The sequence below is a fragment of the Mesorhizobium sp. dw_380 genome (assembly GCF_018588885.1).
Taxonomy (GTDB): domain Bacteria; phylum Pseudomonadota; class Alphaproteobacteria; order Rhizobiales; family Rhizobiaceae; genus Mesorhizobium.
Map to the genome: position 1 here is coordinate 195,872 of NZ_JAFFIW010000005.1, position 23,921 is coordinate 219,792.

Below are 23,921 nucleotides of genomic sequence, written 5' to 3' on the forward strand. Positions count from 1 at the left end.
TATTCTTCGGTCCCCCCTGCCAAGCGGACGAGGCCTGGCGTGAGCCGGGCCTCGACACCATCCCTAATGCGATCTGCACAACCCGGCAAGGCTATCCTACGGCGAGGCTTTACGACAGGTGCCCCTGACATCGGCTGGGAAAGTGGAGTTGCACATGCGTGACAAGACGCAGTTGACAGGGCTCGAAACAGAAACTGTCAATTCCGCCAAAACCCGCAAGCCGCTTTATGCCGCGCGTCAAAAGATCTTTCCGAAGCGCGCCTCGGGCAACTTTCGTCGCTTCAAATGGCTGGTGATGACGATCACACTTGGCATCTATTACCTGGCTGCGTGGCTGCCTTGGGCTCGCGGTCCATTTGCCCCGGACCAGGCAGTCCTGCTCGATCTCGCGAACCGGCGCTTCTACTTCTTCTTCATCGAGATATGGCCCCAGGAATTCTTCTATGTGGCCGGCCTCCTGGTCATGGCGGGCGTCGGTCTTTTCCTGATCACCTCGACTGTCGGCCGTGCCTGGTGCGGCTATGCATGCCCTCAGACGGTGTGGGTCGATCTGTTCCTCGTCGTCGAACGTGCGATCGAGGGGGACCGTAACGCCCGCATGAAGCTCGATGCAGGTCCCTGGACCGCGCGCAAGCTCATGCTGCGCGTGTTCAAGCACACCATCTGGCTCGTCATAGGCGCGGCGACTGGCGGCGCCTGGATCTTCTATTTTGCCGATGCGCCGACGCTGGTCGGCGAACTCTTCACCGGCACCGCGGCGCCCGTCGCCTACATCACCGTCGCCGTCCTGACGGCGACCACCTACACGTTCGGCGGGCTGATGCGAGAACAGGTCTGCACCTATATGTGCCCATGGCCGCGCATCCAGGCGGCCATGCTCGACGAAAGTTCGCTCACCGTCACCTACAATGACTGGCGCGGCGAACCGCGTTCTCGCCATGCGAAGAAGGTGCAAGCTGCAGGGCAGTCCGTCGGCGACTGCGTCGACTGCAATGCCTGCGTCGCGGTCTGCCCGATGGGGATCGACATTCGCGATGGCCAGCAGCTCGAATGCATCACCTGCGCGCTCTGCATCGACGCCTGTGACGGCGTCATGGACAAGCTCGGCAAGGAGCGCGGGCTGATCTCCTACGCGACGCTCTCCGACTACAACACCAATATGATGCTGGCAACCGCGGGCGGCTCCAGTTCAGTCAACCCGTCGCTGGTCAGGACCGCTGATGGCCTGTTCTCCGACAAGGTAGCGCATTTCCACATCCGCAAGATCTTTCGGCCGCGCACCTACGTCTACATGGGCTTGTGGTCGCTGATCGGCCTCGGCCTGCTCTATTCCCTGCTGACGCGCGACCGGCTCGAACTAAACGTGTTGCATGATCGCAATCCTCAGTTCGTCACGCTGTCCGACGGCTCCATCCGCAATGGCTATACCGTCAAGCTGCTCAACATGATCCCGGAGCCGCGGACGCTCGTCGTCACGATCCAAGGCCTGGATGGAGCTGACATGAGCGTGGTCGGCGAAGATATCCCGGCAGGCCGCTCATTCGCCATTCCGGTCGAACCCGACCGCCTGAAAATGCTGAAAGTCTTCGTGCGCCAGCCCGCGGGCCAGATCCGCGCGCCGGCGCAGACTTTCAAGTTCCGCGTCGAGGACAGAGCCAGCTTCGAATCGAACGAGTACACCGCCACCTTCAACGCGCCGGAGGCCCCCAGATGACTGCCAATGTACAAAAGCCTCGTGAATTTACCGGCAGGCACATGCTGGCCATCATCCTCGCCTTTTTCGGCGTGATCATCGCGGTCAATTTGACCATGGCGACGCTCGCCAGCACAAGCTGGACTGGCCTCGTCGTCGAAAACACCTATGTGGCGAGCCAGCAATTCAACAAGAAGGCCACGGAAGGACGGGCACAGGCAGCCCTTGGCTGGACCGGCAAGCTGACCATCGCATGGGGTGAAGTCCGCTACAGCCTCACCGATGCCGCTGGCAAGCCGGTTCCCCTGCACGGCGTCAAGGTGCTGTTTCGCCATCCCGCGTACGAGAAGGAGGACAAGTCGGTCACCCTCGCACCCGCCTCGGGCCAGGAATTCGCAGCCCAGCACATGCCGAAGGACGGCGTCTGGATTGTCGAAGTCGACGCCGACGCCGGTCTGGATAAACCGTATCGCGACGTCCGCAGGATCATGATTTCCCATGGAGCGCTGCAATGAGTTGTTGTGCACCGGGCGCCGAAATGGCGCTTGATCTGGGCAGCACCACGTCGGTCCTGCCGTCTAGTCAGGAGATCAGGCTGGCGAGCCGATCGCTTGGCGATGATCTCCGCCAAACCGATCTTTCGGTGCCGAGCGTTCATTGCGCAGCTTGTATCCAGACGATCGAGACGGCGTTGGGAACGCTCGATCGCGTCGAGAGCGCCCGCGTCAACCTGTCGACGAAACGGGTCTCGGTCCGCTGGCGTGGCGACGAGGTTCCACCGTTCGTCGCCGCGCTTGGACGGCTCGGCTACCAGGCGCATCTCTTCGCCCCCGAGATTGATGAAAAGGACAGGACGCTTTCGGAGTTGATCCGCGCCGTCGCGGTTGCCGGGTTCGCGGCGGGCAATATCATGCTGCTTTCGGTCTCTGTCTGGTCCGGTGCCGAAGGCGCTACCCGCGACCTGTTCCACTGGGTCTCTGCGCTTATCGCCATCCCTGCACTCGCCTTCGCCGGCGGCATCTTCTTCCGCTCGGCCTGGAATGCGTTGCGCCACGGCCGCATGAACATGGACGTGCCGATCGCGGTCGGGGTGTCGCTTGCCTACGCCATGAGCCTCTATGAGACGATCAACCATGGCGACCATGCTTATTTCGATGCATCGGTGTCGCTGCTGTTCTTCCTGTTGATCGGCCGCACGTTGGATCACGTGATGCGCGAACGTGCCCGGATCGCCGTGAAAGGCCTGTCCCAGTTGGCCGCACGTGGCGCCATGGTGCTGCGCGGCGACGGCGCACGCGACTATCTGCCGGTTGGCGAGATCGAACCAGGGATGCAGCTGCTGATTGCTGCCGGCGAAAGGATACCCGTCGACGGCAAAATCATTCAAGGGGCATCGGATCTGGACTGTTCGCTTGTCTCGGGCGAGAGCACGCCTCGAAGCGTTGCAGCAGGCGAAGCCGTGCAGGCTGGTGTCCTCAACCTAACCGGCCCGCTGACGATTGAGGCGACAGCCGCCGCGAAAGATTCGTTTCTGGCGGAAATGGTTCGGCTCATGGAAGCCGCAGAGGGCGGCCGCGCGCATTATCGCCGGATCGCCGATCGCGTTTCAGCGCTCTATGCCCCGGTGGTTCATCTCACAGCCTTCGCGACGTTCCTTGGCTGGATGGCGGTGACCGGCGACTGGCATAGGGCGATAACCATCGCCATTGCCGTTCTGATCATCACCTGCCCGTGCGCGCTCGGCCTCGCCGTACCGATCGTTCAGGTGGTCGCCGCGCGGCGTCTGTTCGAGAACGGCATCATGGTCAAGGACGGTTCGGCCATGGAGCGCCTGGCGACGATTGATAACGCAGTGTTCGACAAGACCGGAACGCTCACGCTCGGACAACCCCGGCTCCTCAATGCATCGTCGATCGATCCGGCCATGCTGGCAATCGCGGCAGACATGGCCGCGCACTCGCGTCACCCGTTTTCAAAGGCCATAGCCGGCTTTGCCGCTCTTGACGGGCAGCACAAATTCGATGCCGTCACCGAGCATCCAGGGTTCGGCATCGAAGCCACTGACGCCGGAAGCACCTGGCGGCTGGGTCGACGCGGATGGGCTGGATGGAAGGCCCGGACCGGCGGCGAAGGCAAACATGGCCATGGCGGAACGGTTCTGACGAAAGACGGGATCATTGTCGCGACCTTCGATTTCGAGGATGCGCTGCGCGCCGACGCGGCGGCGGCGATCAAGCGATTGAACGATACTGGGGTGTCGATGCAAATGCTGTCGGGCGATACCGCAGGTGCCTGCGGCGAAGTTGCAAGAATGCTGGGTGTCGACGACTTCGTTCCGTGCCTGCTGCCGTCGGGCAAGGTCGAGCGCATCGAGACCCTGGCGAAAGACGGACACAAGGTTCTGATGGTTGGCGACGGCCTCAACGACACGCCGGCGCTGAGCGCGGCGCATGTCTCGATCGCTCCGGCCACCGCCGCCGACATTGGCCGCAATGCCGCCGACTTCGTATTCCTGCGCGAAAGCCTTCTGGCAGTGCCTCTCGCGCTGGACGTCTCGCGCAAGGCGGGACACCTGATCCGCCAGAACATCGCGATTGCGATCGTCTACAATGCCGTCGCCGTGCCGATCGCCATCCTGGGCCACGCCACGCCTTTGTTAGCGGCGATTGCCATGTCTGCCTCATCGGTGCTTGTTATTGGAAACGCATTGCGCTTGCACGGCTTCGGGGCGAATGCGACGCTGCAAGTTATTCAAAAAGTCGGACGCTCCGCAGTCAGCTATTCGGCATAATCCTCGTGACGACGTTGCTCTATCTCATACCAGTGGCCCTTTTTCTGGGTGCACTGGGTGTGTCCGGCTTCGTCTGGGCATTGCGAAGCGGTCAATACGAAGATCTCGACGGAGCCGCCGAGCGGATACTAATTGATCGGGACGACAAACCGGAACGCTGATTTCAATCCGCTGTGCATAAGATGCGCGGATCGCGCTCGTCAGTCGAGCCGGCTCGGTCGGGAACAAGCTGTCCATGCTCCATGCTCCATGACCATCTTGACCTAAGCTGCACACTACATTTGTGAAAAGCCTCTGTCGTGCGAAGGACTGCCTACCATTGCACCCAGTATGAGGCGGCTGATGCCACGAGAGTACCTCGCGTGGCCGGACGAGAGCTTGGCAATGTGCGCACGGGTTCCAAAGTGGAACGTCACGGTCGATCACCTGACCGTGAACCGCCAGTGCCGATTGGTCATGTCTGGCTGATCCAGATCAGGGTCATACTCATCGGTGTGGTCTATTGACCAGTCTTCGACGGAGAAATGCATGACTTACGGAAAGATTGGTCGTCATTATCAGCACCTTCACGGTTCTGGGTTTTCTGTCGTGTGGTCGGCCATGCCTTGTGCTTACGGCGCAGCCATTAGCTGACCGGCGTCGTGTGTATCTCGCTTGCTGGCTGACCATCCGCGTGGCTGCGCGGACAGGGGGGCCGATCAACAGCTTTCGCCTTTGATGGGTTGTGTGCGTCGTTGCCGATCCATCCCGATTCCCGGCCCGCGCCTTGAGGCTATGCGACGGTACCGGAACCCAGCGCACGTCACGCGGTTCCGCGCGCGTGGTGTCCGCTCGTCACGACGATGAACGAACAAGCGGCTGGAGTACCATGAACACCGTACACATCATCGACTGCCACAATGCAAATGACTACTTCGCCGACAGGCAAGAGGGACCGATCGTGCAGCACTTGTTAAAGGCTGTCAACATCCGCGCGGAGCTCCACATGGCGTTGAACCGAACGAAATTTGGTGAGGCTGTAGTACGAGCGATGGAGGCGGAGTGCGACGTGCTTCACATCGCCGGGCACGGCAATGGTGACGGGATCGCTTCGTCCAGTGGGCGAAGTGGCCTTCTTTGGGCTGACTTCGTAAAAATGTTCCAGGGCTCGCATCCAGCGCCGAAGATCCTCGTGATGTCAACGTGCTGCGGAGCATCATCGGGGTTGGGACGTGCGTTTTCGAGATCGATCAACCGTCCGAAGTTGATCATTGGTTCGAGTGACGCGCGCTATTTCGACGACTATGTCGCCGCGTGGGCTTTGCTCTATCGGCGACTGAATTGCAAGGACATCGACATCGAAGCCATGCAGCAGGTTCTTGATGAGATATGCGCGGTCGTGGATAAAAGTTTCCGCTACCTTGGCTGGGATGACGAGAGAGAGCGCTACGTTCGATACCCTCACCCTCGCAAGAGAGCCCGCTTCGACGTCGTGGAGCGTGAGTAGTATGCGCAAGGGTTCCAGGTGGAATGTGGCGATCGATGCGGCGCGGCCGTCGCTGACCAGCGTCGCGAGTGTCTCGCTTGCTGGCGGCGATCTGCGCGGCTGCGCGGCGAAAGGGCGGGATCGGTTAGCCGCATCCACCTCTGAGCGCTTTGAGTGCTTCGTTGCCGATCGATGCGAATCTCCCGGCCCAGCGCCTTTAGGCAATGCGGCGGGCACGGAGCTCATGTCACTCGGCTCAGTTTCACCGTTACACGAGGATAGGCGACCGGATGGCGGCACGCTGATGGGCTCTGACGATAATTTTGACATCGTTGTCGTTGGAGCCGGCCCGGTCGGCCTTTCGTTCGCTGCGTCGCTTGCCCAAAGCGAACTCAAGGTGGCAGTTGTTGAACAGAACACATTCGATAGTCTGGCGAATCCGGCTTTCGATGGTCGCGAAATCGCGCTGACCAACGCTTCGATCAGAACCCTTCGCGAGCTCGGCGCCTGGGATGTCATTCCGGCTTCGGACAAATCAGCACTTCAAGGCGCGCGCGTGCTCAACGGCTCGAGCGCATTCGCTCTTCGTTTCGATCCTCCCAGCAACTCTGGAGAACCGCTGGGGGTTTTGGTTCCAAATTGCCGGATCCGCGAGGCGCTGTTCAAAATCGTCCGCTTGCAGGATCGCGCCCGGCTGTTGTGCGGCCACTCGGTCGTCGATGCAACAAACAGCCAAGAAGGAGCAGTCGTAACGCTCTCTAATGGCGCGCGTTTAACTGCTCGGCTGGTTGTTGCCGCGGATTCGCGTTTGTCCGCCACGCGTGATCTGCTAGGCATCGGCGCCGATATCAACCGGCTTGGCCACTCGATGCTGATTTGCCGAGTGAGGCACGAGCGCGCCCACCACCAGATCGCCATCGAATGGTTCGATCACCATCAGACGATAGCGATATTGCCCCTAGCGGAGGGCATGTCGTCGCTGCTGCTCACATTGCGCTCAAACGAGGCCTATAGACTGCTTGCCTTCGATGATGATTTGTTCCTGTCGGAGTTGACGAAACGGTGTCGAGGGCGCCTTGGAAAAATGACCTTGGCAAGCAAGCGCCACACCTATCCGCTGGTCACGACCTGGGCGCACAAATTCCGGGCGCCGAGCGCCGCACTCATCGGCGACGCTGCCATCGGCATGCACCCGGTGACCGCTCACGGGTTCAACATCGGTCTCAGCAGCCAGAAGCAACTCGCCCGTGGAATCATGACTGCGTGCCGCGACGGCCGCAATGTTGGCGACCCCGACATGCTGCATATATACGAAAGGCGGCTGCGCCTGTCGGCGTCGCCGCTCTACCATGCAACGAACATATTGGTTGGACTCTACTCCAGAGACCACCTGGCGGCACGGCTTGCAAGGCATCTGGGGCTTCGCTTTGCCCAACATGTTCCCCTTGTCCGGCATGGGATTTCGGCGGAGCTCCAGCGGTGATACTGCACCAGCAGTCGCATTTTTGCGCGTGCTGGGCGAGCGATGGGAGAGAGTGCATGATGCACCGGAGTAATCCTGCTCCCCGACGCTGATCTCCGATTGAAGAATTAACCCGTCCTTCAGGGGGGCTGCATAGGCTGCGGACAAGCAGGAGTAAGCAAGCTGACCCGTCCAGCCTTGGAAAAAGAAGATCCGCTGGAGGCGAGAATCCTTCAGGACCAGCTCGCTGATCTGAGGGCAGGCCTTTTCGTCTCAATGCCGATAAGCATTGTGCTGTCCGGGCTGATTTTGACCGTGCAGGCCCTTTCCGGGAACGGTCTTGCTGGCGCGGCCTGGTTTTCGGTCGTTAATGCGATAAATGCCGCCCGCCTTGCACTCGCCCGTCATCAGCTGAAGGAACCCGGAGTCCAGGATGATCTGACACGGGTTTGGCTGCGGCTTCGCTGGTTTGGCAGGCTTGCTCTTCTGGCGGGATTCACCTGGTCATTCCTTGCCGTCCTAACGGCTGGATACACGACGTCTCAAGCATCGCTGCATCTAATAATTCTGGCGGGCATTTCAGCTGGCGCGGTCACGTACGGCAGCTCATATGCTGCGGCAGCGATATGCTTCATCACACCGCCACTCCTCATTGCCGCCGCATGTTTGCTGACGAAGGGAGCCCCGGAAAACTACATTCTGGCTTTTGCCGTCCTGCTTTTCGAGGGCGGCCTGGTTCGATCCTCGTTCGTTGGACAAGCGCGCTTCCGTGACGCGAGCCGCCTGAGACATCAAGCCGAGCGGCTTGCCGCGGAAATGGAGCGCAATTCCAGGGAGGACCATCTTACCGCGCTCCTCAACAGGCGGGGCCTCGAACATGCAATCGATCAGTTTGAGAACACCGATGGACCCTTTGTGGCCATGCTGATTGATCTGGACGGGTTCAAATCTGTCAACGATACCTACGGTCACAGAACGGGTGACGAGCTGCTTGCCAGGATCGCCCGCCGAATAGAGGAAGAAGCACCGGAGGGCTCAACGCTCGCCCGCATCGGTGGGGATGAATTCGTGCTGGTTTTTTCTTCGCGAAAGAATTCTCCTTCTCCCACCAATCTCGCGTCCAATCTCATAGCCAAGCTTGCTCGCCCCTATCCTGGGATCGCATCAGTCCGCATTGGAGCGTCTATAGGAATCTACTTGGCTGAAAACCCCGGACTAACGGAAATGTTGTTGCGGGCCGACATCGCCCTTTACACAGCTAAGCGCCGCGGCAGGAATGAATTTTGTCTGTTCGATGCCGAGCTAGCCCGGGAGTTGCAACGCCGCCAGTCAATCGAACGCGATCTTCATTCGGCGATAACGATGAGAAGCTTGGTCGCTTGGTTTCAGCCAATCGTAAGACTCGAAACTGAAGCCGTCGTCAGTTTTGAAGCCTTGCTAAGATGGTCTCACCCGCTTCACGGTCCCATTTCTCCGCCCGAGATCATGACAGCGGCACGCGAAACTGGAATGCTTCAGCTGCTAACTCAAACGGTATTCGCCGACTGTTGCGCTCTTATCGAGGGCTTGGTCAAAGCTGACCGTCGTGATGTTCGTGTGGCGATGAATGTTTCACCGTGCGAGTTGGAAGCTGGCGATATTGACGAGATGATTCTTAATGGTCTGGCGGCAAAAGACCTCCCTGCAACGATGTTCGACATCGAGATTACCGAAGAAGCCCCAGTGGATCCGGACAGAGTGGATGAAAAGCTCGCCCGGCTTTCACATGCTGGCATTTCTATCGCGCTCGATGACTTCGGCACCGGTTTTTCGACGTTGGCATCGCTCAAGGACAGTCGGATCAGGAAGGTGAAAATAGATCAGGGCTTCGTTCGCGGCTTAGCCAAGTCCCGGGAGAATCGGCTGCTTGTCAAAGCGGTGATTGATCTTGGTAGGACGCTCGGGATCGAGGTCATGGCCGAGGGCGTTGAAACAGAGGCAGATCGGCAAACTCTGTACCAGCTTGGCTGCAGAACCGCGCAGGGCTTCCTGTTCTCTAAGGCAGTGCCTCTCCATTTGGCACTTGATTCGGTAGTAAAAGAGCACGCGAAGGAGTTGTGACCGGCCTCTCCGTCCGTGCTGCTCGCGGAACTTTCATGTGGGGTGGACCTGACGCGCGAAAGCCGTTTCGGACGGTAGAGTTATTACGGGGCGAAACTGAGCACGTGGTTTGGATAGCAGCAATCCGGTCCACCGGCGCACATGCAGCGGCTTCATACAAGCGTTCAAGTTGCGAGATGAGCTTGAGTGAACGACGTCGGAGAATTGCGTCCTTTGGACGCTGGTTTCGCGGTTCCCGTAGGATTCGATTACGGGAAGCGTTCTTGGCTGCTTCTCGGCTCAGCGCTCATCGGGATGAACAACGTACCCGCGGTCAAGGTCTTCGCGACCTCAACCCAGTCACCATCCCGCAACAGCAGCGGTCGGGTCCTGATCAAGCGCTCAGCCTCAGCACAGGTGCTGGAGCAACGGTAGAGCGCGGAAAACGTGTATCGGAATGCGCTGGCTCACCATAGGAAGCTGCCACGGCATGTCGAATGTCCCCAGGGGGCGGACCGTTCCCTTGCATTTGTCTCGATGACGGGCTCTCAAAGCTAAAGCCAAGAGAGCTTTATAAAAATCGCACCCGATCGGCTGCGCAACGACGACCAGCTGAGGCCCGATCGGGTGCTAAGGTCGTGCCAAAAAAGGCGCGTCACTGTCGCATTTCTAGCCGGCTTGCGATCGGACGTCATCTCTTGGCGATCGCTGCCCCTTCTCTCAAATGCGTTTAGCGGCGCCGATGGCGAATAGCGCAAGCTTTTCCACCCGTTTCTACTCCACTACCGAGACTCGTCACCAACCTCCTTTTATTCGCTTCCATATGGCCCATCCTGTCTCCAATCGAGGAGGAGCGCGAACATGGGCCAAGCCGTAGAACGTCTCAGTCTCGGGAATTCTTCTGCTCGCCAAACTGCCGTTGTCGCCGGCACCATATTTGGCAGGGTGACAGTGCACGACAAGATATCAGGCGTTCTTGTCTGGGCTGAACTATGCTTGCAAGCCATAACCCAAAAATCGCCGATCCCTTTGAATTCGAGCCGGATGAATGGGTGTTTCAAAATTTTTGGCGGTTTTAGGCAGAACCCTCCGATGGCCCGCGTACCGGTCAAGCTTCGTGAGCACTTTAGGTTCGTCGATCAGGCATAGGTTTCTTTCCCATGCCACATGCTGGCCGTTTGCCTAGTTCGGAAGCCCTCGAGAGGCGTTGCTCGTCTTGGTATGGCGTCGCCCCTTTTTCCGATCCATCGGCCACGGAGCTAGAATGGTGTCTAGCTGTTGCCGCCTACTTGGTCATCCGGCATGGAGATGCCTATATACCGACCTTCGAAAGGCTGGAATACGAGGTCGAACAAATGCGGCGGAAGCTCGGAAATCGCGAGCGAGCGCAGCGCGTGCTGGCCACGCTCAACCTAAATGGCTCGGACAGCTGGAGCCGTGAGGTTGGTTCTCAAGGCCTGGATGGCGCCGCAATCACATTCGCCCGGGCGGGGTAAAAGCGATTTTTTGGAGCCACTCGCGCTTTTGCGCTAACGAAGGTCCCGCGCCGTATTTGGGCCGGATCCATTTGTGGCCCATCAGAGAAGCAATTACCTTCTCCGGCGCCTCAACTGCCGTCAGCCGGTCCTCGAAAGTGTGTCGCAGGCTATAAAGACTATGCTCGGAAGTCGGCAGAAGTTCCTTGCTGGCGAGCACCTTGTTGACGAGCGCTGAAAGTGACGCGGCCTTGTCGCGATAACGAGGAAAGCCGTCCGGATGGAGCTTGATGGCTGCAAGTGCGCCGCCAACCAAGGGAATGTCACGGGCTGAATGACCGGTCTTCAAGCGACGGCCATTGGGGCGCACCCGCACATGCGGGATTTCTCGATCGAGGTGGATTGTTTCGGTGGTGAGGTTTGCCGCTTCAGAAAGCCTGAGTCCGGTATCGGCAATCACATAGATTAGATGGCGGGCTTCGTCATTGAGTCCGTCGAGCGCGCCTTCAGCGAGTATCTTCTCCTGAATGAACTCCGCTGTGAACGCAGCGCGTTGCCCGGGGACGGCGCCGGAAAGACGCAGGTTTCGAAAAACCGGCTCCAGCTTGAGCTGGTGAGTCAGATCGACGACGCGCAGCATTTTCGAAACATGGCCGATGTCCTTGTTGGCCGTACCGATATCAAGTCCATCCTCAACGATCCGCTTTTGCCACCACTCGCGGAACGCGATTGCGTCGTCCCGAGTGAGGCTTGCGATCTCCTTGTCGCCAATGACTCCAACCAGATTGGCAACTGCGCGCTTTTTGGGGTTACGCCATTTCTTGATTTGGTTGGGCGACATGGCCAGCAAGTTCTGTTGCTCGATCGTCTCGAATTCCTTGATAAGACCGCTCAGGCGGACCGCTGGCCGCTTCTCCCCACCCATGACGGCCGAGACGTCCTGCGCGTCCTCGATCGATTTTTTGTCGAGGAGCAGCTTGATACGGGCCATGAGTTCGTCGAGCGGCCCCGCTGCTAGTTCCTCGTTAGTGCGATAGGCCAATCCAAATGACCGCGCGCGCTTCCTCGCGGCTTCGAAACGCAGCCCCGCCTCGGCGGATTGGCCTTCCCGCAGTCTACGCCAATACGCCTCCAGCCCCGCGCCGAGGCTTTGCACTGCATCTCGCGCCCGTACACCGCGGGGATCGTCAGCCACGGCGACGCCCGTGGAAATGCGTACTAGGCAGCGGCGATCAAACGCCGCGAATTCCTTCGGCACCCTGCGGACGAGATACCAGATGCCTTCACGTTTATGCGGCTTTGGCGCTGCGGAACGTCGCATTATCTTTCTCTAATGTTACACAGTTTGTTACACAGTCTAAGATATGTTTCGCTTCGTGCTGGTCAAGTGCAACAAGGAAGCTTTTGAAAGGAAAGGATTTTTATGGAAGCTATATGGCGGAGAGGGAGGGATTCGAACCCCCGATGGGCTTGCACCCATGCCGCATTTCGAGTGCGGTGCATTCGACCACTCTGCCACCTCTCCGCGGTCATGGTCGGCCGTTGCCGGCGCGGCGCACTAGATAACGGCTGAACGGGCAGGTTACAAGGCCAAATCCGCCGGGAAGTTCAGCTTGCTCTCCGGGTCCAGCCCGGATCGAGATCATCCCGTCCTGGACAGGTGATACCAGCCAGTCCGCCGGGCCAAGGAATCGGCCTGTTTGCCTTGACTCCCACTCAACCTTCGGTTAGGGACAGCGCGCAATCGGCGTGGAGGGTTCTTCCGCGCCGCTTGTTTTTTGAACCCGCAGACTGACAAAAAGACGGCCGAACCGCCAGAGGCGGTTCATCAAGGCCGACCGAACAGCGAAAGGCAAAAAATGTTCGCAGTCATCAAAACGGGCGGCAAGCAGTATCGCGTTGCCGCCAACGATCTCCTGAAGATCGAAAAAGTCGAAGCCAATGTCGGCGATATCGTCGAGATCGGCCACGTGCTCGCGCATGGCGAGGGCGAGAATGTCACGTTCGGCGCGCCGTTCGTCGATGGTGCGGTGGTTACCGCCGAAGTCGTCGAGCAGGGCAAGAACCGCACGGTCATCGCTTTCAAGAAGCGCCGCCGCCAGAATTCGCGCCGCAAGATCGGCCACCGCCAGCTTTTGACCACCGTGCGGATCTCCGAGATCCTGCTGGGTGGCGCCAAGCCCGCCAAGAAGGCCGCCGCCAAGGCTGAAGCCAAGGCGGAAGCAGCCCCCGCGGCCGCGCCGAAGAAGGAAGCCAAGGCAGCCGAGACCACGGCAGCGCCGCTGTTCAAGGCGCCGAAGGGCGAGCCTGACGACCTGACCGTGATCAAGGGCATCGGCCCGGTCGCCGCCAAGGATCTCGCCGAGCAGGGCATCATCACCTTCGCGCAGCTGGCCAAGCTGACCGACAAGGATGTCGCCAAGATCGACGAGCACATGCCGTTCAGCGCCGACCAGATCAAGGACTGGCGCGAGCAGGCCAAGGAACTGGCGAAGAAGTAATTTTCTGGCGAAACATCAGCCGGATCGGACTTGAAACGGAACGCGAACGCGTTCATAAGGCCTTTTAGGCGCCTTGCGGCGCAACGGAGTTAGTTAGATGGCACACAAGAAAGCTGGCGGCTCGTCGCGCAACGGTCGCGACTCGCATTCCAAGCGTCTGGGCGTGAAGAAGTTCGGCGGCGAAGCCGTCATCCCGGGCAACATCATCATTCGTCAACGCGGCACCACGTGGCATCCCGGCGTCAATGTCGGCATTGGCACGGACCATACCCTTTTTGCGCTCGAAGCCGGCGCCGTGATGTTCAACAAGAAAGCCAACGGCCGAACCTACGTATCGGTCAACCCGATTACCAAAGCCGCGGAGTAGCCGGTTCCGCACTAGAACACCGGCGCCCATCTCGGGAACCGGTGTCTGGCAAAACCAGGAAATGGATCAGGGGAGATGGGTTTCCATCTCCCCTTTTTCTTGTGCCTGGAGGACTTTGAAATGGTTGCCGAAGCGGAAGACTCAGAAGACGAAAGTTACGCGATAGACTGTCCGGTGCTGATCACCGAGCGGCTGGTGATGCGGGCGCCGCACGAAGGCGATATCGCGCAGCTGGCCGAGCTTGCCGACAACCGCCACGTCGCAGAAATGCTGGCGCGCATGCCGCACCCCTATGGCGAGGCCGAGGCACGCGCCTTCCTCGCCATGGCCAAGTCGCGCCGCGCTGGCGTCGCCTATGCGCTGACGCTGGCCGGCACCGACACTTTCGTCGGCTGCGCGGGCTTGAACACCACCGATCGCGGGCTGGAGCTGGGCTACTGGATCGGCGAGCCTTACTGGAAGCGCGGCTATGCGACGGAAGCCGCCCACGCGCTGGTCGACCTCGCCTTCCAGAAGACGTCGGTCCAGGTGCTGCATGCCTCGACGCGGGTCATCAATCCGGCCTCGCGCCGGGTCATCCACAAATGCGGCTTCCAGTATGCCGGCCAGGGCATGCTGAACTCGATCGTCGCCGGCCAGGTACCGGTCGAGCGCTACCGGCTCGACAGGAAGACGTGGACCAGCCTGCGGAACTGGGTTCACTTTTGATGGATGACGCCGGTCAAGCCAATGGTCGACAGCAGCGATATTGAAACGGTCGCGATCGCGCCGATGACGCCCGGGGACGTTGAAAGCTTTCACCGGGCTCTCGACGTCGTAGCGCGTGAGCGAAAGTACCTGTCCTTCCTCGAGGCGCCACCGCTGGATCAAACCCGCAGTTTCGCGATGGATCGTATCGGCAGAGGCGATCCAGGGGTCGTTGCCGTTGTTCGCGGCGAGGTCGTCGGCTGGTGCGACATCTCACGCCATGACCGGCTCATACATGCTCATCGCGGCACCCTGGGGATGGGGATCATTCCCTCTTATCGGGGGCATGGCCTGGGACTGCGGCTGATCAATGCGACCTTGGCGCAGGCGCGCAAGGCCGGCTTTGTCCGCGTCGAGCTTTCCGTGCATTCCGACAATGCGCGCGCCATCTCCCTCTACGACAAGGTCGGGTTTGTCAGGGAGGGCGTGCAGCTCGACGCCGTCTGTATCGACGGGGAATACCGCGATGCGATCATGATGGCGATCGTCGAACGCGAAAACGCTGCCGGATGAATGGCCATCAGCCCAGTTCGGCCCAGACCGGCAGGTGGTCCGAACCAGTTGCTTGCCGGTCTACCCACAGGCGCTTCAGCGAGCGGGCAAGCGACGCGCTGGTGAAGATATAGTCGATGCGCTTGTGGCGGCTGGCGCTGGTTGGGTCCTTGGGATCGACCCAACTGATGAGATCGTCGCCGGCGACATCGAGGCGCACGGCAGCATCGACGGCGAAGTCGGCGGTCAGCGGCATGCCGAATTCGTGGTCCGGGCGGCCGGCGAGTTCGACATATTCGGGCGAGCCGGCCAGCATGTTGAAATCGCCCATGGCCACAAAGGCCTCGGGATGCGGCAGTTCCGGCAGGCCGATCTCGGCGACGCCGGACAAGGCGCCGCCTTCGAGCGCATAATTCAGCAGGCGCCGGCGCAGGAACTGGATCTGGCTGGCACGTTCGACCGGGCTGCGGTGATCGAGATGGATGGAATAGAAGCGGATGAAACCAAGCGGCGTCTCGATGAGCGCCTCCAGCGCGCCGCGCTGGAAGTTCATCATCTCGAAGCTGCGGCTGCGCGGCAGAAGCAGGTTGCGCGACAAATGAATGGGCGTCTTCGACAGCACCATATTGCCGAGCTGGAAGGTCGTGGTGATGGCGCGGCCGTTCTCGATGCGCGAGCCGATATTGGCCTCGAAATTGCTGCCATAGACAGCGAAATGGTCGGGAAGGGCCTCGCCGATCTCGGCGACCATGTCGCGCCCGCCATTCCTCGGATTGTTGCGGGTGACCTCCTGCAGCGCGATGACGTCGGCACCGCGCACGGCGTCAGTGATGCGCCCGACATCGTAGTGCCCATCAAGACCGATGCCGTACTGGATGTTGTAGGTTACAAGCCTCATGCCGACATCTCTCCGGCCGACCCCATGCGGCCATCGTCACAAAACGGCCTCGCCCTTCGCCGCGCCTTGGTTTAGAGCAAGGCCCAAGGTTTAGAGCAATGCCGCAAGGCCAATAAAAGAAACTGCAGTCCCATGAAATTTCTCGATCAAGCCAAGGTCTATGTCCGCTCCGGTGACGGGGGCGCCGGTTCGGTGTCGTTCCGGCGCGAGAAATTCATCGAGTTCGGTGGGCCGGATGGCGGTGATGGCGGCCGTGGCGGCGATGTCTGGCTGGAAGCGGTCAACGGGCTGAACACGCTGATCGACTATCGCTACCAGCAGCACTTCAAGGCCAAGACCGGCGTCCATGGCATGGGTCGCAACATGACCGGCGCCAAGGGGGCCGACGTCACGTTGAAGGTGCCGGCCGGAACGCAGGTGTTCGAGGAAGACAATGAAACGCTGATCTGCGACCTAACCGTGGTCGGCCAGCGCTTCCTGCTCGCCAAGGGCGGCAATGGCGGCTTCGGCAACCAGCATTTCAAGACCTCGACCAACCAGGCGCCGCGCCGCGCCAATCCGGGCCTGCCGGGAGAAGAGCTCAACATCTGGCTGCGGCTGAAGCTGATCGCCGATGCCGGGCTGGTCGGGCTGCCCAATGCCGGCAAGTCGACGTTTCTCGCCGCGGTCACCGCCGCCAAGCCGAAGATCGCCGACTATCCCTTCACGACGCTGCATCCCGGCCTCGGCGTGGCGCGCATCGATGCACGCGAATTTGTCATCGCCGATATTCCGGGCCTGATCGAAGGCGCGCATGAGGGCGTCGGCATTGGTGACCGCTTCCTCGGCCATGTCGAGCGCACGCGCGTGCTGCTGCATCTGGTTTCGGCGCAGGAGGAAAATCCGGGCAAGGCCTACAAGACCGTGCGCGCCGAGCTCGATGCCTATGGCAACGGGCTGATCGAGAAGGTCGAGATTGTGGCACTCAGCCAGGTCGACACGCTCGACGCCGATGAGCGCAAGAAGAAGGTCGCCTCGCTGAAGCGCGCCTCGGGGCGCGCGCCGATGCTGTTGTCCGCCGTCACCGGCGAAGGTGTCGAGGCCGTGCTGCGGGCGCTGATGGCTGTCGTCGCCGAAGCGCGGGCACAGATCACTGCCCCGGTCGAGACGCGCTGGGAAAAGTAAGGCCATGCAGTCGCTCAGGAAATACCGGCGCATCACGGTCAAGATCGGCTCGGCGCTGCTCGTCGACCGCGCAAGCGGCCTGAAGCGCGACTGGCTGGCCTCGCTCGCCGACGACATCGCGGTGCTCGCCCAGGGCGGCGCCGAGATCCTCGTCGTGTCGTCCGGCGCCATCGCGCTTGGCCGCACCATCCTCGGCCTCGGCAAGCGTGCCCTGAAGCTCGAGGAGAGCCAGGCGGCTGCCGCCGTCGGGCAGATCGCACTGGCCGGCGCCTGGTCGGATGCGCTGGGCAAGGGCAGCCTGAGATCGGGCCAGATCCTGCTGACGCTCGGTGACACGGAGGAGCGCCGCCGCTACCTCAATGCCCGCGCGACGATCTCGACACTCCTGAAGATGAAGGCTGTGCCGGTCATCAACGAGAACGACACGGTCGCCACCTCCGAAATCCGCTATGGCGACAATGACCGGCTGGCCGCGCGTGTGGCGACGATGATGGGCGCGGACCTTTTGGTGCTGCTCTCCGACATTGACGGGCTCTACACCGCGCCGCCGGCGCGCGACCCGCAAGCCAAATTCATTCCGGTGGTCGACCGCATCACGCCTGATATCGAGGCGATGGCGGGGGCGGCCGCATCCGAGCTGTCGCGCGGCGGCATGCGCACCAAGCTCGATGCCGGCAAGATCGCAACCGCCGCCGGCACTGCGATGATCATCACATCGGGCACGCGGCTGTCGCCGCTGATGGCGATCGAACGTGGCGAGCGCGCCACCTTCTTCCGGCCGAGCGCCAATCCGGTCAAGGGCTACAAGACCTGGATCGCCGGCCAGCTCGAACCGGCGGGCCGGCTGACGGTCGATGCCGGCGCCGTCGGTGCGCTCACGTCGGGAAAATCACTGCTGCCGGCTGGCGTCAAGCTGGTCAGCGGCAACTTTTCGCGTGGCGATACGGTGGCGATCCTGTCACCCGAGGGCCGCGAGATCGCACGCGGCCTGGTTGCCTACGATGCCGCCGATGCCGTAAGGATCGCTGGCCTGAAGACGGCCGAGATCGAAACCGTGCTCGGTTACGAGGCGCGTTCGGCGATGATCCACCGCGACGACCTTGTGGTGAGTCATTCCGGTGATCAAGTACGGGCCAGTGACCAAGTACGGGCCAGTGACCAGGTAGGGGCCAGTGACCAGGTACTGGCTGTGGACAAGGTATCGAGCGGAGGATGAGCCATGCTGAAGCTGCATGAAAAATCCGGAGACGACACAGTGGCGCTGATGGCCGATATCGGCCGCCGCGCCCGCGCAGCCGCCCGACCGCTGGCCATCGCCACCACCGCCGCCAAGAATGCCGGACTTGTCGCCATGGCGCAGGCAATCCTCGCCCGGGAGCAGGACATTCTCGACGCCAACGCCATCGACATCTCGAATGGCGGGGAAGCAGGGCTTTCCGCAGCCTCCATGGACCGGTTGAAACTCAATCCGGCGCGCATCCGAGCCATGGCCGACGGCATCCGCGAGATCGCGGAGCTCGGCGATCCGGTCGGCGACGTGATCGCCTCTTGGCAGCGGCCGAACGGCCTGCGGATCGAGCGTGTGCGCACGCCGCTTGGCGTCGTCGGCGTCATCTACGAAAGCCGACCAAACGTGACGGCGGATGCCGGCGCGCTCTGCCTCAAGGCTGGCAATCCGGTGATCCTGCGCGGCGGTTCGGATTCGCTGAATTCGTCATCCGCCATCCATGCCTGCCTGGTCGAAGGCCTGAAGGCCGCCGGCCTGCCGCAAGACGCCATCCAACTGGTGCCGACCACCGACCGCGCCGCCGTCGGCGAGATGCTGAAGGGGCTTGACGGCACGCTCGACGTCATCATCCCACGCGGCGGCAAAAGCCTCGTCGGGCGGGTGCAGAACGAGGCGCGCGTACCGGTCTTTGCTCATCTCGAAGGCATCTGCCATCTCTACATCGACCGCTCCGCAGACCTCGATATGGCGGTCAGGATCGCGGTCAACGCCAAGATGCGGCGCACCGGCGTTTGCGGCGCTGCCGAAACGCTGCTGGTCGACCGTGCGGTGGCGTCCACCCATCTGCTGCCGATCCTCGACGCGCTGCGCGCCGCCGGCTGCGAGATCCATGCCGATGCCGAGGTGCTGAAAGTGTTTTCCGACGCCAAGCCGGCGACCGATGCCGACTGGGTGACCGAATATCTCGACGCCGTCATCGCGGTGAAGCTGGTCGACGGCGTCAGCGGCGCGATCGACCACATCGAGACGTTCTCCTCGCATCACACCGAGGCGATCATTGCCGAGGATGTGCAAGCGGTGGAGCGGTTCTTCAACGAGATCGATTCGGCGATCCTGCTGCACAATGCCTCGACGCAGTTCGCCGATGGCGGCGAGTTCGGCATGGGCGCCGAGATCGGCATCGCCACCGGCAAGATGCATGCGCGCGGCCCGGTCGGCGTCGAGCAGCTGACCTCCTTCAAATACCGCGTGCGCGGGTCGGGACAGGTGAGGCCTTGACGCTTTTCGTTCCCAGAGCCTGAGGGCCTTGCGCGCGCCGACCCCCCTCTGCCCTGCCGGGCATCTCCCCCTCAAGGGGGGAGATCGGCTGTTGTTTTTGATTTCGCCAATTGTTGGCGCTGCAGAATTTCTGTCGTCGATGAAGCTGCCAATCTCCCCCCTTGAGGGGGAGATGTCCGGCAGGACAGAGGGGGGCGCCTAGCACCATGCTGTCGTCGTCCCAGCCCCCTGTCCCCTCCTGCTATCTCAAAATGCCGCATGCCGAAAAAGGCCTGGCCGTCGGCCTGTTCGGCGGCTCGTTCAACCCGCCGCATGCCGGCCATGCGCTGGTCGCCGAAATCGCGCTCAGGCGCTTGGCGGTCGACCAGCTGTGGTGGATGGTGACGCCGGGCAATCCGCTGAAGAGCGCCGGGGAATTGGCGCCGCTGGCCGAGCGGTTGCAGCTGTCGGAACGGATCGCCAAGAACCCGAAGATCAAGGTCACCGCCTTCGAGGCGGCGCATCATGTGCGCTACACCGCCGACACGCTGGCGCTGGTCAAGGCGCGCAATCCCGGCGTCGATTTCGTCTGGATCATGGGCGCCGACTCGCTGCGCGACTTCCATCACTGGCAGCGCTGGCGCGAGATCGTGCTGACCTTCCCGATCGCGGTCATCGACCGTCCGGGTGCGACGCTGTCGTTCCTGTCGTCGGTCGTCGCCAAGACCTTCGACTATGCCCGTATCGACGAAGGCGACGCGCCGCTGCTCGCGCGCATGAAGGCACCGGCCTGGACCTTCATCCACGGTCCACGCTCGTCGCTATCATCGACCGCGATCCGCAAGAAGGCAAAGGGATAGCAGCCCTCGCACGGGAGAAGGAAAGAACCAGCGTTTCGGCCGCGCGGCCATGTCGTTTTTACAGCGGCCTTCGCCCAGCCGATCGGCGATGCTGATCGGACATGGCAATTCAAACCAAGCACCAACCCGCAGTCGATCCGGAACAGGGCAGCGCGCCCACGCCGCTGATCGCGATTGCCAGCGTCATCGTGTCGATGGCGCTGATCGCCATCGGCAATGGGCTGATGTTCGCCTATATCCCGGTCAGGCTCGGCGTCGAAGGCTTCGATCCGACCTGGGCCGGGCTGATCGTCACCGGCCTGTCGGCCGGCGGCCTCGCCGGCTGCATCCTCACCGGGCCGCTGGTGCGCAGGGTCGGCCATGCCCGCGCTTTCATGGTGCTGTCGGCGCTGATCGCATTGTCCAATGCGGCAATAGGCGCTGGGCCGCATCCTTTGCCGTGGATCGGGGCGCGCGCGCTCTACGGTTTTGCCATATGCGGCCTGTTCATCGTGGCGCAGAGCTGGCTGAACGACGCCATCGCCAACGCCATACGCGGCCGGGTGATGGCCTTCTTCTACGTCGCCTATGTCGCCGGGCTCGGCGTCGGCTATGCGGCGCTGGCGCTGGTCGACATCAAAGCGGCGGATGCGCCGTTGATCGGCATCGTCTTCACCGCCCTGTCGATCCTTCCTGTCGGGATGACGCGGCTGGCGCAGCCGCCGGCGCCACAGGCGGCCTCGGTGGCGCTGCGCCGGGCCTGGCGGATTTCGCCGGTCGGCGTTGCCGGCATGCTGGCAGTCGGCGGCCTGTCGATGTCGATTTCCGGTTTCGCGCCGATCCACGCCACGGCCAAGGGCTACAGCCAGGCCGATGTGGCGCTGCTGCTTTCGGTGATGCCGCTCGGCACGCTGATCCTGCAGCTTCCGTTCGGCTGGATTTCCGACCGCACCGATCGCCGCTACGTGCTGATCGGGGCATCCGCGCTTGCCGCGGCGGCCGGCATGTTGGCGCTCGGTTTCGACGGCGGTGCGTTGGCGTTGCTGCTGGTGATTTATGTCTTGTGGGACGGCGCGTCGGAATCGATCTATTCGCTGTCGAGCGCGCATGCCGCCGACCGTGCCGGCAAGGACGACATGGTGGCGCTGTCCAGTTCGCTTCTGTTTGCCTGGTCGCTAGCCGGCTTCATCGTACCGGGCATCGTGACCGCGCTGTCGGCCGCCTTCGGCACGCAGGCCTTCATCTATGTGGCCATCGTCATTGCCTGTGTCTTCTGCCTGTTCGTGCTGTTGCGGGTGTTCACCACGCAAGCTGTGCCGGCCACTGAAACCGGCAGCTTCGCACCGATGACAGCGCAGGCGCCGCTGCCGGTGGAACTCGCCTATGCGCCGGATGAACAGGACTGGCGCCGAGCCGATTGATTATTGCCGGCGGGCTTCCGGCGCCGGTGCTTCCGGCGGCGGCAGCGGGATCGAAATGCCTTCGCTATCGAATTCCTGCTTGGCGCGCTTGGTGAGATCGGTCTGGGTGGCGAAGAAATCCGCTGATGATGTCCAGTAGCGCAAGGCGATCGAGACGGTGCTGTCGCCCAGTGCCGCAACGAAGGCGATCGGCGCCGGCTGGCGCTTGATGCGACGCTCAGTGGCGGCGATGGCCAGCAATGCCTTCTGGGCGCGATCGATGTCGTTCCACGAGCCGATGCTCAGCGTGATATCGGCGCGACGGACGCCGTTGCGGGTAAAATTGCGCACCGGCTGGTTCCACAGCGTCGAATTGGGCGCCAGGATGTAGACGCCGTCGGCAGTCCTGAGCTTCGTGGCGAAGAGGCCGATTTCCTCGATCGAGCCGGCAATGGTGCCGACCTCGACGGATTCGCCGATGCGGAACGGCCGCAGCGCCAAGAGCATGATGCCGGCCGCAATGTTCTGCAGCGTGCCTTGCAGGGCCAGGCCGATGGCAAGGCCGATGGCGCCGATCGCGGCGATGATCGAGGCGGTCTGCACGCCGAACTGGCCGAGCACCATGATGACGACGAGGATCAGGATGGCATAGCGGACGATCTTGGAAAGGAAATGCCGCAACGTCTGGTCAAAGCCATGGATATGGCCGAGGCCGGCGAAGATCGAACGTTCGGCGAGGCCGGCGACGATGTAGCCGACCACCAGAAGGATGACGGCACCGACCGCGGAAAAGGAATAGGAGACGATCAGCGTACTGAGCTGCGCCAGACCTGCCTGGACGGTGAGAAGCGTGTTTTGCGGATCGATCGGCATGGCGGGATTCCGGTTGGTCGATCAGCCGATAACCGCCGGGGGATAGCTGGGTTCCGATCTTTTTGCCTCTCGCGTGGAACATCCGGACAATGGGCGAGTTCGCCTGAATTGGGGCTCCGTCTTGAAACTGCAACGGAACTCTGCCTATCTAAGTGGTGTCACCTGCTTTTGGGGTGATTTGGTTGTTCTTGCTGCGAAAGGAAATACACTGAGAACAGCACTGCGGAAGAAGGCCGACATCGTGCCTTCGCCGGCCGGGATCAGCGTAAACGACGCCGTGTCCCGCGCCATCAACACAGTCCTTGCCAGTCTGGAAGACTCCAAGGCCGAAAACATCGTCTCAATCGACATTCAGGGGAAATCGAGCCTCGGCGACTACATGGTCGTCGCATCGGGCCGATCGCACCGTCATGTCTCGGCTGTCGCCGATCACCTCCTCAAGGCGCTCAAGGATGCCGGCCTCGGCTCGGCGCGCGTCGAGGGGCTGTCCGGCGCCGACTGGGTCCTGATCGATTCGGGCGACATCATCGTCCATGTCTTCCGTCCCGAGGTCCGCGAATTCTACAATCTCGAAAAGATGTGGCAGGCGCCGGATCTCGAGGAAGAGACCCTTCATTAAGCTGCTCCGCGTCGTTGCCCAGAATCGGATTTCGCCTTTGGGTGACACGCTCTAACGGCTTATAGAGGCGGGATGAAGATTTCAGTTCATGCCGTGGGCCGAATGAAAGCCGGCCCCGAGCGGGAGTTGGCCGACCGCTATTTCGAGCGCTTCGCCAGGAGCGGGCCCGCGGTCGGCCTCGAATTCGCCGGGGTCACCGAAATCGTGGAGAGCCGCGCGCAAAGCGCTGCTGAGCGCCAGCGTGACGAAGCTTCAAGGTTGCAGGCGCAGCTGCAGCCGGGCACGGCGCTGATCCTGCTCGATGAACGCGGCAAGAGCCTTTCCTCGCAGGATTTGGCCAGCCGCATCGGACAGTTGCGCGACGGCGGCCGCAAGGCGCTGGTTCTGGCCATAGGCGGCGCCGACGGCCACGATCCGCCGCTGCGCGACCAGGCTGAGCTGGTGGTGTCGTTCGGTGCGCTCACCTGGCCGCACCAGCTGGTGCGGGTGATGCTGGGGGAACAGCTCTACAGGGTGGCGACGATCCTGTCCGGCCATCCGTATCACCGGTCCTGAAAGCCGCCGGGTCACA

The 23,921-nt window shown here is 61.7% G+C and carries 21 protein-coding genes and 1 tRNA gene; 18 read left to right on the plus strand and 4 right to left on the minus strand.

Features of this window, described 5'->3' with window-relative positions:
* The first annotated feature begins 154 nt into the window (after positions 1-154).
* The 7 genes from ccoG (at position 155) to JT360_RS07125 (ending at position 9,511) form a co-directional block, all read left to right on the plus strand.
* Entirely contained in the window at positions 155-1,714 is a 1,560-nt protein-coding gene (gene ccoG / locus JT360_RS07095; protein WP_024502866.1) for a cytochrome c oxidase accessory protein CcoG, read from the plus strand.
* On the plus strand, positions 1,711-2,208 hold the full coding sequence (locus JT360_RS07100) for a FixH family protein (RefSeq protein ID WP_024502867.1): 498 nt from the start codon (positions 1,711-1,713) through the stop codon (positions 2,206-2,208). Before ccoG ends, JT360_RS07100 begins: the two co-directional genes overlap by 4 nt.
* Positions 2,205-4,484 carry a heavy metal translocating P-type ATPase gene (locus JT360_RS07105; protein WP_214470767.1) on the plus strand — a complete coding sequence of 760 codons (2,280 nt, stop codon included), beginning with the start codon at positions 2,205-2,207 and terminating at the stop codon, positions 4,482-4,484. The genes JT360_RS07100 and JT360_RS07105 overlap by 4 nt, the downstream gene beginning before the upstream one ends.
* A gap of 5 nt (positions 4,485-4,489) precedes the next feature.
* A complete protein-coding gene (gene ccoS, locus JT360_RS07110) occupies positions 4,490-4,645 on the plus strand; it encodes a cbb3-type cytochrome oxidase assembly protein CcoS (protein ID WP_081714250.1) in 156 nt (51 codons plus the stop codon).
* A 707-nt stretch (positions 4,646-5,352) separates the two neighbouring features.
* Positions 5,353-5,970: a CHAT domain-containing protein gene (locus tag JT360_RS07115; RefSeq protein ID WP_024502869.1), complete on the plus strand. Its 618-nt coding sequence runs from the start codon at positions 5,353-5,355 to the stop codon at positions 5,968-5,970.
* A 283-nt stretch (positions 5,971-6,253) separates the two neighbouring features.
* On the plus strand, positions 6,254-7,432 hold the full coding sequence (gene ubiM, locus JT360_RS07120) for a 5-demethoxyubiquinol-8 5-hydroxylase UbiM (protein ID WP_502845458.1): 1,179 nt from the start codon (positions 6,254-6,256) through the stop codon (positions 7,430-7,432).
* A 177-nt stretch (positions 7,433-7,609) separates the two neighbouring features.
* Positions 7,610-9,511 carry a putative bifunctional diguanylate cyclase/phosphodiesterase gene (locus tag JT360_RS07125; protein ID WP_024502871.1) on the plus strand — a complete coding sequence of 634 codons (1,902 nt, stop codon included), beginning with the start codon at positions 7,610-7,612 and terminating at the stop codon, positions 9,509-9,511.
* 1,452 nt (positions 9,512-10,963) lie between these two features.
* Here the strand turns inward: JT360_RS07125 and JT360_RS07130 are convergent.
* Positions 10,964-12,286, minus strand: a complete 1,323-nt coding sequence (locus JT360_RS07130; RefSeq protein ID WP_024502873.1) for a tyrosine-type recombinase/integrase — start codon at positions 12,284-12,286, stop codon at positions 10,964-10,966.
* A gap of 114 nt (positions 12,287-12,400) precedes the next feature.
* Positions 12,401-12,490: transfer RNA gene (locus JT360_RS07135), tRNA-Ser, on the minus strand.
* 334 nt (positions 12,491-12,824) lie between these two features.
* Between JT360_RS07135 and rplU the strand changes: the two genes are divergently transcribed.
* The 4 genes from rplU to JT360_RS07155 all read left to right on the plus strand — a co-directional run bounded on the left by rplU (position 12,825) and on the right by JT360_RS07155 (position 15,093).
* The gene (rplU, locus tag JT360_RS07140; protein ID WP_214470768.1) at positions 12,825-13,466 is read left to right on the plus strand and encodes a 50S ribosomal protein L21; all 642 of its coding nucleotides are present in this window, start codon (positions 12,825-12,827) and stop codon (positions 13,464-13,466) included.
* A gap of 97 nt (positions 13,467-13,563) precedes the next feature.
* On the plus strand, positions 13,564-13,833 hold the full coding sequence (rpmA, locus tag JT360_RS07145; RefSeq protein WP_091578900.1) for a 50S ribosomal protein L27: 270 nt from the start codon (positions 13,564-13,566) through the stop codon (positions 13,831-13,833).
* A 120-nt stretch (positions 13,834-13,953) separates the two neighbouring features.
* Positions 13,954-14,541, plus strand: coding sequence for a GNAT family N-acetyltransferase (locus JT360_RS07150; RefSeq protein WP_214470769.1), 588 nt, complete (start codon positions 13,954-13,956; stop codon positions 14,539-14,541).
* Positions 14,542-14,544: 3 nt separating this feature from the next.
* Positions 14,545-15,093, plus strand: a complete 549-nt coding sequence (locus tag JT360_RS07155) for a GNAT family N-acetyltransferase (RefSeq protein ID WP_502845456.1) — start codon at positions 14,545-14,547, stop codon at positions 15,091-15,093.
* 7 nt (positions 15,094-15,100) lie between these two features.
* On the opposite strand, the gene JT360_RS07160 is transcribed toward JT360_RS07155, so the two are convergent.
* Positions 15,101-15,970, minus strand: coding sequence for an endonuclease/exonuclease/phosphatase family protein (locus tag JT360_RS07160; RefSeq protein WP_214470770.1), 870 nt, complete (start codon positions 15,968-15,970; stop codon positions 15,101-15,103).
* 132 nt (positions 15,971-16,102) lie between these two features.
* Here JT360_RS07160 and obgE point away from each other — a divergent pair, with 132 nt between their 5' ends.
* The 5 genes from obgE to JT360_RS07185 all read left to right on the plus strand — a co-directional run bounded on the left by obgE (position 16,103) and on the right by JT360_RS07185 (position 21,879).
* On the plus strand, positions 16,103-17,134 hold the full coding sequence (gene obgE / locus JT360_RS07165; protein WP_214470771.1) for a GTPase ObgE: 1,032 nt from the start codon (positions 16,103-16,105) through the stop codon (positions 17,132-17,134).
* A 4-nt stretch (positions 17,135-17,138) separates the two neighbouring features.
* Entirely contained in the window at positions 17,139-18,350 is a 1,212-nt protein-coding gene (gene proB / locus JT360_RS07170; RefSeq protein ID WP_250888654.1) for a glutamate 5-kinase, read from the plus strand.
* A 3-nt stretch (positions 18,351-18,353) separates the two neighbouring features.
* Positions 18,354-19,640 carry a glutamate-5-semialdehyde dehydrogenase gene (locus tag JT360_RS07175; RefSeq protein WP_214470772.1) on the plus strand — a complete coding sequence of 429 codons (1,287 nt, stop codon included), beginning with the start codon at positions 18,354-18,356 and terminating at the stop codon, positions 19,638-19,640.
* Positions 19,641-19,891: 251 nt separating this feature from the next.
* A complete protein-coding gene (locus tag JT360_RS07180) occupies positions 19,892-20,479 on the plus strand; it encodes a nicotinate-nucleotide adenylyltransferase (RefSeq protein WP_214470845.1) in 588 nt (195 codons plus the stop codon).
* Between the two features lie 101 nt (positions 20,480-20,580).
* Complete coding sequence (locus JT360_RS07185; RefSeq protein ID WP_214470773.1) at positions 20,581-21,879, plus strand: MFS transporter; 1,299 nt, start codon at positions 20,581-20,583, stop codon at positions 21,877-21,879.
* On the opposite strand, the gene JT360_RS07190 is transcribed toward JT360_RS07185, so the two are convergent.
* Entirely contained in the window at positions 21,880-22,731 is an 852-nt protein-coding gene (locus tag JT360_RS07190) for a mechanosensitive ion channel family protein (protein WP_214470774.1), read from the minus strand. It lies immediately after the preceding gene.
* A gap of 241 nt (positions 22,732-22,972) precedes the next feature.
* Here JT360_RS07190 and rsfS point away from each other — a divergent pair, with 241 nt between their 5' ends.
* Both rsfS and rlmH read left to right on the plus strand, forming a co-directional pair.
* Entirely contained in the window at positions 22,973-23,350 is a 378-nt protein-coding gene (rsfS, locus tag JT360_RS07195; protein ID WP_214470775.1) for a ribosome silencing factor, read from the plus strand.
* Between the two features lie 72 nt (positions 23,351-23,422).
* On the plus strand, positions 23,423-23,905 hold the full coding sequence (gene rlmH, locus JT360_RS07200; RefSeq protein ID WP_214470776.1) for a 23S rRNA (pseudouridine(1915)-N(3))-methyltransferase RlmH: 483 nt from the start codon (positions 23,423-23,425) through the stop codon (positions 23,903-23,905).
* The last annotated feature ends 16 nt before the right edge of the window (positions 23,906-23,921 follow it).